Source organism: Thalassotalea sp. PP2-459, from assembly GCF_001913705.1.
GTDB classification, from domain to species: Bacteria; Pseudomonadota; Gammaproteobacteria; order Enterobacterales; family Alteromonadaceae; genus Thalassotalea_C; species Thalassotalea_C hakodatensis.
Window position 1 is genome coordinate 170,319 of the sequence record NZ_MKQD01000034.1, and the last position, 12,518, is coordinate 182,836.

Annotated in this window: 10 protein-coding genes; all 10 read left to right on the plus strand. The window is 39.0% G+C overall.

All coding sequences use genetic code 11. The annotated features are described in order from the left end of the window. The first annotated feature begins 3 nt into the window (after positions 1-3). The 10 genes from BI291_RS07000 to BI291_RS07040 are packed head-to-tail and all read left to right on the plus strand — an operon-like array spanning position 4 to position 12,518. A complete protein-coding gene (locus BI291_RS07000) occupies positions 4-1,218 on the plus strand; it encodes a TIGR04063 family PEP-CTERM/XrtA system glycosyltransferase (RefSeq protein ID WP_074497633.1) in 1,215 nt (404 codons plus the stop codon). Continuing rightward, positions 1,215-2,300 carry a glycosyltransferase family 4 protein gene (locus BI291_RS07005; protein ID WP_074497635.1) on the plus strand — a complete coding sequence of 362 codons (1,086 nt, stop codon included), beginning with the start codon at positions 1,215-1,217 and terminating at the stop codon, positions 2,298-2,300. The genes BI291_RS07000 and BI291_RS07005 overlap by 4 nt, the downstream gene beginning before the upstream one ends. Before the next feature lie 10 nt (positions 2,301-2,310). Further along, positions 2,311-3,657, plus strand: coding sequence for a phenylacetate--CoA ligase family protein (locus BI291_RS07010; RefSeq protein WP_074497637.1), 1,347 nt, complete (start codon positions 2,311-2,313; stop codon positions 3,655-3,657). Between the two features lies 1 nt (position 3,658). Then, positions 3,659-3,781: a hypothetical protein gene (locus BI291_RS18675; RefSeq protein ID WP_303046027.1), complete on the plus strand. Its 123-nt coding sequence runs from the start codon at positions 3,659-3,661 to the stop codon at positions 3,779-3,781. Further along, on the plus strand, positions 3,778-5,097 hold the full coding sequence (locus BI291_RS07015; RefSeq protein WP_074497639.1) for a putative O-glycosylation ligase, exosortase A system-associated: 1,320 nt from the start codon (positions 3,778-3,780) through the stop codon (positions 5,095-5,097). The genes BI291_RS18675 and BI291_RS07015 overlap by 4 nt, the downstream gene beginning before the upstream one ends. Continuing rightward, entirely contained in the window at positions 5,098-6,051 is a 954-nt protein-coding gene (locus BI291_RS07020; RefSeq protein WP_074497641.1) for a polysaccharide deacetylase family protein, read from the plus strand. It abuts the gene before it with no gap. A 7-nt stretch (positions 6,052-6,058) separates the two neighbouring features. Then, positions 6,059-8,317 (plus strand): heparinase II/III family protein, encoded by a 2,259-nt coding sequence (locus BI291_RS07025; protein ID WP_074497652.1) that lies wholly within the window; start codon positions 6,059-6,061, stop codon positions 8,315-8,317. Continuing rightward, a complete protein-coding gene (locus tag BI291_RS07030; RefSeq protein ID WP_074497654.1) occupies positions 8,310-9,806 on the plus strand; it encodes a chondroitinase-B domain-containing protein in 1,497 nt (498 codons plus the stop codon). Before BI291_RS07025 ends, BI291_RS07030 begins: the two co-directional genes overlap by 8 nt. A 4-nt stretch (positions 9,807-9,810) precedes the next feature. Beyond that, positions 9,811-11,016 (plus strand): glycosyltransferase, encoded by a 1,206-nt coding sequence (locus BI291_RS07035; RefSeq protein WP_074497657.1) that lies wholly within the window; start codon positions 9,811-9,813, stop codon positions 11,014-11,016. Beyond that, complete coding sequence (locus BI291_RS07040) at positions 11,016-12,518, plus strand: lipopolysaccharide biosynthesis protein (protein WP_074497659.1); 1,503 nt, start codon at positions 11,016-11,018, stop codon at positions 12,516-12,518. Before BI291_RS07035 ends, BI291_RS07040 begins: the two co-directional genes overlap by 1 nt.

The window sequence follows — 12,518 nt, forward strand, 5'->3', positions numbered from 1 at the left end:
TGTATGAAAGCATTACACGTATTAGACCACTCAATACCCTTACATAGCGGGTATACCTTTCGTACACGTTCGATCTTAAAAAAACAACACCAGTTAGGGATTGAAACTTGTCATGTCACTAGCCCCAAACATGGTAATAGCGTAAAAGAAATAGAAACGGTCGATGATCTAGTGTTTTATCGTAGTGCGCCACCAAGTGGCGTGTTGTCAAAATTACCTGTATTGAATCAGTTAGCATTTATCGAACCCATGGTTGAGCGCATATTAGAAGTAATAGCGATAGAGAAGCCCGATGTAATTCACGCTCATTCACCAGCCTTAAACGGTTTAGCAGCGCTAAAAGCCGGTAAAAAATCGGGCTTGCCTGTGGTTTATGAAATTCGTGCCTTTTGGGAAGATGCTGCCGTTGATCATGGTACGTGCAAAGAAGATGATTTACGTTACAAGTTAACCCGTGCAATGGAAACACACGTGGTAAAGCATGCAGATGCGGTAACAACAATTTGCCAAGGGTTAAGAAAAGACTTAATCGGTAGAGGGTTTAACGAGGATAAGTTTACCGTTATTGCTAATGCGGTAAATGTTGAGCAATTTGATGTGATTACCGAGAAAAATCAAGCATTAGAACAAGCGTTATCATTAACGAATAAAACGGTGCTAGGCTTTCTAGGTTCTTTTTACGCTTATGAAGGGTTAGATTTAGCCATCAATGCATTAGCGGAAGTGGTAAAACAACGACAAGATATACATTTACTGTTGGTTGGTGGTGGTCCACAAGAAGACAACTTAAAGGCGCAAGTAGCAGAATTAGGACTAACTGATTATGTGACTTTTACTGGCCGAGTGCCACACAGTGAAGTTGGGCGTTATTACAGCTTAGTTGACCTGTTGGTATACCCGCGTAAATCGATGCGTTTAACTGAACTTGTAACTCCGTTAAAGCCATTAGAGGCAATGGCTCAAGGAAAGCTGTTGTTAGCGTCTGATGTCGGTGGTCACCATGAATTGATCACAGATCATAGCAATGGTTATTTGTTCAAAGCGGATAATGTCGATAACTTGGTTGAAAAAATACAACAAGTATTAACAGAAAAAGCACAATGGCCAGAAGTGATTGCCGAAGGAAGGCGCTATGTAGAGCAAGTCAGGAACTGGCAGAATAGTGTTGAAAACTATATTGACATTTATCAAAAATTAACAGGGCAGTTAGTTAAGTGAGTACATTAAAGCGCGTAGCGATTGTTGGGCCTTTACCGCCACCTGCTGGCGGGATGGCGAACCAAACAAGAAAGCTTGGTGAGTTTTTAACCGAAGAAGGGCTTGAGGTTGATATTATTCAAGTCAACCCTGCTTATTTTCCAGCGTTCATTGGCAAAGTACCTGTTATTCGCGCTGGTTTTCGGTTAATTCAGTATCTTGTTTCACTGAAACGACAACTTAAACACGTAGATGTCGTACATATAATGGCGAATTCTGGTTGGTCTTGGCATTTATTTGCCGCACCAGCAATTTGGGTTGCTCATCGCTTAAACAAACCAGTAGTGTTAAATTACCGTGGTGGATATGCGCAAACGTTTTTCGAAAAATCATGGTTTTGGGTCAAACCAAGTCTTCGTAAATGCCAAAAAATATTAGTTCCTTCTGCTTTTTTACAGCAAGTCTTTGAACAGTTTGAATTACACGCTGACATTGTACCGAACGTATTGGATCAAACGAAGTTTTATCCAATGGAACAAAAGGTTGTTAATGAACAGCCGCATATTATTGTGACCCGGAACCTAGAAGACATTTACGATGTGGCTACGGCTATTAAGGGCTTTGCGCTTGTTCAAGAGTACTTTCCGCAAGCAAGATTATCTGTTGCGGGGACCGGGCCAGAACTTAACAATTTACAAGCGTTAGTGTTACAGCTAGGTATTGAAAGTCAGGTAACTTTTGTCGGAAGACTATCTCCAAATGAGATTGCAGATTTATATCGCGCAGCAGATGTGATGGTCAATACCAGTATTGTTGATAATTCGCCAAACTCGATTATTGAATCGTTAGCGTGTGGCACACCCGTTGTATCAACAAATGTAGGCGGTATACCAACCTTAGTAACAGATCAGCACGATGCAATTCTGGTAGGTATAGAAAATGAACAAGCCATTGCTGATGGTGTGATTAAGCTCTTGCAAGATGACGCATTTCGCGTGACACTGATTAAAAATGGTCAAAACACGATCAGTAAATTTTACTGGGAAAATGTCTGGCGTAACTTACAACAGCATTATTTAAAGGCTATTGCAGAAAAAGGATAAGCGCCTCGTTATGTATACTAAAATTGTTTCGTCATTGTTGTTTCCATTGCATGAAAAATTAAAAAAGCATGATACGGTGACGATAAAAAACGCCTTAGAGAAATCGCAATGGCAGAGCAAAACAGAAATTTTAGCGCAACAGGAAAAGCGCTTACATAGCTTCCTAAAGACAGCTGTTGAGCAAGTGCCTTACTATCGTCAGTTGTTTACACGTTTGGGCCTTAGTGCGCAGGATATCAAGAGTAAAGCTGATTTAACAAAGCTACCTTTTTTAGATAAGCCTGTTATACGTGAGCATTTCGAACAATTAAAGGCTGATAGTGCTGGCCCTGTCAGCCCCTTCACTACGGGTGGTTCTAGCGGTACACCGTTAACGTTTTTGCTGAGTAATGAACGCGTAAGTCATGATGTCGCTGAAAAGTGGCGTGCAACTCGTTGGTGGGGAGTCGATATAGGTGATAAAGAAATTGTTGCATGGGGCTCGCCAATTGAATTGGGCGCTCAAGATAAAGTTAGATTGTTTCGCGACAAATTATTCCGTTCCACCTTAGTACCAGCTTTTGATATGAATGACACTAAGCTGTTGAATTTTATTGACACGATAAAAGCTGAAAAACCCAAAATGCTATTTGGTTACCCGTCGGTGTTTAGTTTGATCGCAAAAACAGCGCAAAAACATAATATACGGGTAGACAACCTTGGCATAGAAGTGGTGTTTGTGACATCTGAACGTTTATATCCCTATCAAAGGGAAACCATTGAAACAACGTTTGGTGCGCCTGTAGCCAACGGTTATGGTGGTAGAGATGCGGGGTTTATTGCGCATCAATGCCCTGACGGTAAAATGCATTTAAGTGCTGAAGATATTGTGGTTGAAATCATCGATCGTGAGGGTAACCCAGTACCTGATGGTGAAAAGGGGGAAATAGTGGTAACCCATATGGCGACATCTGACTTCCCTTTTATTCGTTATCGTACAGGCGATGTGGCAGCCATTGACCCTGAGCCATGTACATGTGGACGTGGGCTACCATGTTTGATGGATATCGAAGGAAGAACCACTGATTTCATCGTCGCTTACGATGGCACCATTATGCACGGACTTGCATTAATTTATGTGTTGAGAGAGCTTGAAGGCGTTGGTGAATTTAAAATAATTCAAGAAACTAAAACATTAACGAAAGTACAAATAGTGACAGACACCGGCGATTTAAGCGAAGAGTTATCGTCTAAAATCATAACCGACTTTAAAAAGCGCTTAGGTGAGCAAGTCACCATTGAAATAGAATTAGTAACGAAAATTGATGCTGAAAAGTCAGGTAAATTTCGTTACGTTATCAGTAAAGTAGAGGCATAACGTGGAAAGCTTTCTATGGGCGTGTAACCTTGCTGCTGTTGTTTACCTTTGCTTTTGGGCAATAAAAGAAGATAACAAAACGACAGAGACTGACGAAGAAGACAAGAAGGATACTCGTCGATGAGAGATCTATTAATGGTTTGCGTAATGCTTGCCATTTTCATTGCTGTGTTACGTAAGCCTTTTATCGGAGCTGCCATGTGGCTTTGGGTCGCCATGTTTTTCCCTAAAGGTTGGGTATATGGTTTTGCTGGTTCATTCAGATATAATTTGATCGTCGTTATTTTGGCATTTGTCTCTTATATTGTTAGCAAAGAGAAAAAGGGTAAACTGCCGTCCGACGGTTTAACTATTCTAGTATTCATGTTCCTACTTTGGACACTCATCACCAGTATATTTACTATTTCCATATCGGCTGTTGTTTGGACTGAATGGGTTGAGTTTCTAAAAATAACCTTATTGTTTTATTTTTGTATTTTAGTGATTAAAAAAGAGCTCCATATCAACGTTATGATATGGGCACTGATGCTCTCAATTGGCTTTTATGGAGCGCTTGAGGGCCTTAAATATATTTCTTCAGGTGGTGGGCACCGAATACATGGCTTTATTGGTCATGTGTTAGGTGATCGAAATGAATTGGCTTTAGCATTTAATATGTTGCTGCCATTAATGTTTTATTTAGTGAAAATAAGTAAATCCAAGCTTTTTAAGTTTGGTATTAATTGCGTAATAGTACTTTGTGTCGTTGCTATTATTGGAACGCATTCACGAGGCGGCCTTTTGGCTTTAATAGTGGTTGGCGGGTATTTTTGGTGGCAAAGTAATCGTAAAGTTCTCTATGCTTTATTGTTGACTGTATCGCTTGGTTTAGGCAGTAAATATATACCAGACGATTGGATGAATCGTATGAATACGATTGAAACGGCAACAGAAGATAATTCATTTTTAGGCCGGGTTTTAGCTTGGAAAACAGCGGTGCTTATTGCCAATGATAATTTTATCACGGGTGGCGGCTTTAAATCTGGACAATATTCAATAGTGTGGGATGGTTATGAAGGTTATGCTTATTTCAATAACATTGTTGATACGTCTCATTTGTCACATGTGCGGTTTAAAGCTGCACATAGTATTTATTTTCAGGTATTAGGTGATCATGGCTATATTGGCTTTTTTATCTTTATGTTGTTGATTTTTGTTGCCTATAGGAAAGCATCGAAAATTGTACAACACTTAAAGAAAACAAAAGATAATGAAGATATGCAGTTATTGTGTCGCATGATCAAAGTATCACTTATTGCTTATTGTGCCGGTGGAGCTGCCGTGAGTTTGGCATATTTTGATATGCTCTACGCCATACTTGCGATATTGTTTGCTATAGAACATAGAATTATTAAAAAAGAAAAAAAGAGAACATTCACACTCGATGGACGGAGGGTTTAAGTGTTGAATTGGCTGCTAAAAACAATAATAAAACATTACAGCAAAGGACGTCACGGTAATAAATTAAATATTTTGACTTATCACCGTGTTGATGAATTTGAAGATCCGCTTAATCCAACGGTATTATCCGTCAAAGATTTCCACAATCAATTAAAGTGGTTAAAAAAACATTTCGTTGTGTTGTCTATCGACGAAGCACTTAGCTTAATGGAAGTGGGTAAATTGCCATTTGGTGCTGTGTGTTTAACCATAGATGATGGTTACAATGATAGTTATCACCATATTTTCAGGCTACTAAAAGAAGAAGGGCTCGTTGCTAACTTCTTTATTGCCACGGGCGGTATAGAAAGTGGAGCGTTGTGGGATGAATTCATTCGTCATGCCTTTGCCAAAGCACCAGTGTCACTGACTGAACTCAGTCTAAATAATCAAATATTTGATATTTCTACGTTTAATCAACGATTGAAAAGTAGAGATGTCATTATTGAAAAAATTAAGTATATGACCTTGCAAGAACGTGATGTGATGATTGACGCACTATATAAGCAAACGGGTGCAACTAAGCCACAACATAGCTTTTTGTCTAAAGAGCAAATTAAAGAAATGCACGACAATGGCATGATTATCGGCGGACATACCCATAATCACCCAATATTAGCGGTGGAAAATAACGAGGTTGTCGATCAACAAATAATGCAATGTCATGGTATTTTAGAAAGTATTATTGGGGAGAAAGTGAAATATTTTGCTTTCCCCAACGGCAAACTTGGTATTGATTTTCGTGAAGAGCATAGTCACTTATTAAAAAATATAGGCATTAAAGCTGCACTTTCCACTGATTGGGGAACATTAGAAAACCTGACGGAAGACCGATATAGAATTAAACGGTTTACCCCATGGGATGATACCAAGTGGCGGTTCTGTATTCGATTAGCATTTAACTATAGGAATTAATCCTATTATGAGGCTCAAACACGCCTATTTTGTCAGTTCTGGAATCATTGCGCATATTAGCATTGTGATTTTCATTATTTTGGTGGCTAAGTTTTATGATTTGTCGCCAAGGCAGTTTGTGTTTAAGTTATTTGAACGGTCAGGCGCACAGAGTCAACTTGTTGATGATGTGTTGCTAAATAAAGGTTTTATTGAGCAGCATTTAACAACATTTGACATACCTGAACTCAAAGTACCACGAACATACTTACCGCAAATAGCGCAATTACAAGCGAATGGCTTAGCGGTTAGTCGTTTAAAAACCCCTCAATTTAAACATTATGACCCCTGTTTATTTTCTGGCATGTTTTGGAACCTTGCCTGCTATTTAACAACCAAAGATCAATCATTGTCTCCGTTAGTGGTCAATAGTTTGCAGCAGTTTACGCTTACCACCCCTAACGCATCAGGCCATTATGGCAATGGTTGGCAATTAGCGTTTATATATAGCTCAGTAAAAAACACCATAAATATTAACGCTGAACAGCGAGGTATCATCAATGAAAAATTACGGGTTGCGATAAACCATTATTTGTTATTGCTTAATGATAAAAGCGCTTCGATGTGGCACGGACGTGCAAGTTTAATTGCCGAGATGTGGCTTTGTGTTTTAGCGCTCGATCAACCCACAGCTGAAGAATTAAGCAACACCGCTCCACATTTGTATGCGTTAGTTAGCGCAATGGAATTAACGGAAGCATGGCCAGAAGGTTATAATTACTGGATAAATTCGCGAGCGTATCCAATAACCTTAGCACTTTCAGCTTATATACAGGGCACACAGCCAGATAAATGGCATAACAAAATTCAAGCGATTATGAACAAGGTTGGCCTTTGGCATATCTATGCGACACGGCCAGATAATCGCGTTGAACCTCTTGGTGATGAAGGCCCTCGGTTAGATCTAAAAGACGAAACACGTCGAGTCATAGATATTATTGCACAAACGACTAACAATCCTGTGTTTCATGAGTTTTCGTTGCAACTTGAAGGGGTGCATGGGCGGGAAAGCTATTATCGAGGCTATCGTTGGGGCTTTAGCTTGTTCAACCAATGGTATTTACCGATTTACGATAAAGGACAACTTATTGCTGAGTTACCTAAAGCTGAGGTGTTTGGGTTACCTTACTTTGGTCAGGCTTATATACGTCAACATTGGCAGTCTGACGCAAGTTTTATGTCTTATCGTAGTGGTAGTAGTTTTACCCATCATGGTCATTATGACAGTGGTCATATATCCTTGTTTAAAGGTGCACCTCTGTTGGTTAATAGTAGCCAATATCAAGGCTTTCAAAAAGCAAATAGACTCGATTACTCCATTCGAACTATTGCTAAAAATTCGATCGTCATTTCTGGTGATGACCTGACAGAAGTTGATGGAGGTCAGCGAGTTGTTTTACCAACGGGTAGTGCCATTTTGAGTCCTAAACATTGGCTTAATAATCGTAATAAAGGCCAATACCTCATTGGTGGGGAGATAAAGCAATTTTTCAATGCGGCAACTTATGCTTATATTAACTCTGATTTAACAAAGGCTTACCATAGTGCTTGGCTACCTAATACAAGCACAAACGATCTCGTAAATAGTATCAAGCGAGAAGTTTTATATTTACGTGAACTTGATGTACTTATTGTCAGAGACAAAATACATACTGGTAATAATGAACAACAAGCAAAGCTTTTATATCATACAGTTAATAAACCGATTGTTGAACATCAAGCTTTAGTCAAAGGCGATATTAATAATGGCGTCATAAGCACTGATAATAAAGAGTTGTTCATAGAAAATGGTAAGGGAAAATTGGTTACTGAAGTGATGGGAGATGTTGAACATATTCAATTAGTGGGCGGCAAAGATTTTCAATTCTATTTAACCAGTGTTGGTGAAAATAAAAATGAAGGTCTTTCTATTAATACTATGGATTCAGCACCGAAATGGCGCTTTGAAATAATCCTGCCAAAAAGTCATGCCAAGCAAGAGGTCTTTACAATTCACCGACCTTCACTACAAACGTTCAGTAATGAACGTAGCACTTTACATACTTTAGAGAATGGAAAGCGTTGGTTACAAGTAGAGAATACCGCTGTGTTTTTCGGTGAAATTGAACCGAATATTGTCAAGAGCCTCGATAAATCAATCACAGCCATTTATCAATGTGATATTGCAACTGAAACCACTGAGCAGGGTTGTGCAGTTTTTGATCGACAAGAGCATTTGTATGAATAAGTTTATTCATTATATCAAGCGTGCAGTGATACGTTATTTATATATTGTCGGTATATTATTTAATGTTGGTTTAGTTTTAGCGGCAGTGATAGGCGTATTTTCTAGTATTTATATTTATCGCTCATACCAACTTCCGGCCTATGTTTTTTTTGAAAAAGCAGAACAAAGCTTAGCGAACAACCAGTCGCCATTATTAAATAAATTAGCGTTGCCAGCGGGTGTATTATCAAAGTGGTTGTCTCCGATCAGTGATAGCAAGCGCTTATCAGTTAGCGGTCATGAGCAAATTATCGGCGCTCATGAACTACATTCACATGTACCTGACTATCGCGGCAAAGAAGAACGACTATACCCACACTATCAGCAGCTAGCTGCTAGCAGCTACGCTCGAACTGTTCATGTCAATTCTACTAAAGCTTTATTAAAAGCGATAAAAGCAGTACAACCAGGTGACGATATTGTTATTGCTCGGGGCGATTATTTTATTAAACAACCACGTATTTACCTCACTGTAAATGGTGAACAATACAAACCGATTCGCATACGAGCAGAGCGTTTTGGCGATGTGACCATCAGCTTGTCATCTTATGAAGGCTTTGTGATGCAAGGTAATTATTGGTCGATTGAAAATTTAAAAATTAATGGTGAATGTAAAAAACACCTATCATGTGAACACGCCTTACATATTGTTGGTGGTCAAAACATTATCGTTCGCAATAATGAAATCACTAATTTTAATTCAATTATTAAAGCGAATGGTCGAGGTAAGTCGAATCAACGCTTATACCCTGATGATATCTTAATTGAGCAAAACAGTTTTTATAACACCAGTAGACGAAATACCCATACCGCAGTGACGTTGATTGATGTGGTTGCTGGAGATAACTGGTTAGTTCGTAAAAATATTATCGCTGGAAATAGTAAAAATGGCAGTGATCGCACCAGTTATGCAGCTTTCCTTAAAGGCAATTCTTCAAATGGCTTATTTGAACGAAATATTGTTGATTGCGATAAAAGCCTAGAGCAAGATGGTTCTACTCGAATAGGTTTGTCTTTCGGTGGCGGCGGTACCGGTACAGCTTATTGTCGTGATGCAAATTGCGCCGCAGAACATCGAAACGGTGTTATGCGCAATAATTTGATCCTCAACTGTCAAAGAGATGTTGGAGTGTATCTAAACAAAGCCAACAACAGTCAATTAATTCATAATACCATCATCAATAATCTTGGCGTTGATGTACGCTTTAGCGCGAGTGATGTTGTCAGTCGCGCCAACTTAACCACTGCAGCAATTCGAGAGCGTGATGGCGGGCAGTTAATCAGCCACGAAGATGTTGTTATTAGAGAGGTTAATGTTGAAGAGATTCCGTTGACGAAAAGTGAAGCCACTCATGACTTATGCGGCGATAATCGTGGTAAGTTCAGTGCAGTTGGCGCGATGAATCGGCAATGTTTAGGTAAAATAACAATTATTAAGGAGAATAATTAATTCCATGAAAAGAATTTTAATGGTGGCCTTAGACTTTCCTCCTTGTAAAAGTGCCGGTGTACAACGTACATTGAAATTTGCCGAGTACTTACTCGACTTTGGCTGGGAGCCTATCATATTAACGGTAGAAGAAAGCGCACATGAGCAAATAGATACAAGCCAAATAGTCTCTGAAAAAATAAAACACGTTCACCGAAGTTTTAGCTATAACGCTTCGCGTGACTTTTCTTTTCGAGGTAAGTATTTAAGTGTCATGAAAGAGCCTGATCGCTGGTGGACTTGGCGCTTTACGGCCGTTCCATTAGGTAAAAAGCTTATTGAACAATATCAACCTGATGTGATTTGGTCTACTTACCCGGTATCAACCGCTCATAATATTGCGTATTACTTAGCAAAACATAGCGGTTTGCCGTGGGTTGCTGATTACCGTGATCCTGTACAAAGCCGTTATGATGATACCATTAAGCCTGTATTGAATATTTCCCGCACGATTGAAGAAAAAACCATTAATAATGCTTCCGCGGTTGTGTTTACTACCGATAGAGCTTCAATATTGTATCAATCGTTATATCCTGACTTACCCCTTAAAAAATTTCATGTGATTGAGAACGGCTATGATGAAGGAAACTTTCAATTAGATGAAGTTAAATCAGGTCGTGAAAACAAAACATCAAAATTAACCTTGCTTCACAGTGGTGCCGTTTATGTGAATGGCAGGGATCCCGATGAAATATTTAAAGCCTTAGCAGCATTAAAGCAAAAAGATGAAATATCTTCCGACAATTTTGAGTTGGTCTTTCGAGGTATTGATGGCGCAAGTTACCAGTCAAGAATTACTGAGTTAAATATAACTGATTTGATTTTATTTAAACCTTCAATTAGTTATATGGAATCACTGAAAGAAATGATGGCTGCAGATGCATTGCTGGTAATTCAGGGGCCACTTTTTAGAAATCAAATTCCAGGTAAGCTATTTGAATATATTCGCTCTACATTACCGATATTAGCTTTAACATCGAAAACAGGTGCAACGGCTGATTTATTGCAAAACGTAGATATGGCTTACTCGGGTGAGTTTTCGAACGAGCTGGTCGATGGTATTAGAAAAATTCAACAATTAGGCACTAAAGCAAGAGAAAATTACCAAACATATTCTCGTTATGAAAAAACACGTCAATTAGTAACATTACTGAATGAATTAAACAGCTAATGTCTGAATTAAAACGAAAGACGATTAGTGGTGTCGCATTTTTGTCGCTAGGCAAAGGTGCCGGTAAGTTGATTTCATTCGTTAACACATTGATCTTGGCTAGGATCTTAGCACCAGAAGATTATGGCTTGCTTGCCATGGCGATGGTATTTATCGGTATTCTTGGCTTTTTCAGCGATATGGGCCTGGGTATGGCCATTATCCAAAAAAGTGATGTTACCAAAAAGCAGACGACTGCCGTTTTTTATTTAGCCATTGTAAACAGTGTGCTGCTAGCTACCTTATTGTTTTTAATGTCTGGGTATATTGCATCATGGATGGAAAGTGAAGCGCTTGCACCTATTCTTGCTACGATGGCATGGTTGATGATCACAAATGCGATGTTTGTAGTACCTGAATCACTGTTAGCTAAAGAAATGCAGTTTAAACTGATTTCATTTGTTGAATTCATTACGATTATATTGCAATGCGCGATTACTTTAATGTTAGCTATTTATGATTATCAAGTATGGGCGTTAGTTATTGGCACGATGGCGGCAAGTGTGATTAAACTGCTGTTGTTTTTTATGTTGTCAAAGTGGCGACCATGTGGTTTTGAGGGGGTAAGTGCCGCCTTTTCGTTATTGAGATACGGCGTTTCAGTCACTTACTCGCGAGTAACGTGGTTTGTGTATACTAATATTTCAATTTTGATTTTAGGCAAAATGAATGGAGAAAAACAGACGGGGATATTTTCAATGTCTCAGTCTTTAGCGAACCTTCCTACAGAGCATTGTACCAACTTAGTCGTACAAGTAGCCTCACCATTATTTTCTAAAGTGCAAGGAAACCTTACTTCGCTAACTAACGCATTATGTCGCCTAACCGCGGGCATTGCATTTTTAACGTTTCCAATGCTTGCTGGCGTTATTGTAACTGCGCCAGAACTCGTTATTGTTTTATTAGGTGATAAATGGGCAAGTGCTGTTATACCTTTGCAATTTCTTTGCGTAATGGGCTTTTGTAAAGCGATTGACCCCCTTATTACGCAAGCCTTAATTTCGTCAGGTCGAGCAAGTGTTGCGGCACATTACACGTCAATATGTGCGGTTGTTATTCCAATCACGATTTTTATTGGCAGTTACTTTTATCAAATTAATGGTGCTGCATTTGCACTAAGTGCTACCTATCTTTTGTTATTTAGCTATTTGTTATTTTGTGCGAAACGCCATTTAGGGTTATCAATATCGCAATATTTATTCCTGCTTAAAACGCCTGTATCAGGTGCTATTGTGATGTCGATTGTATTAATTTTAACGAAAACGATGGTATTATCTCTCTGGCCATTGTTGGAGATAACTTCACTTATCATACAAGTGATTTTAGGTGCATTGAGTTACTTTGTATGGATTGTGTTCTTTAGGCGTAAAGATCTGTATTACTTACGGGATTTATTATCAAGTGCAGGCTTAGCGAACCGTTTGCTGAACCGCTGGCCGTTTGTGTCAAAAAATTCGCCTTAA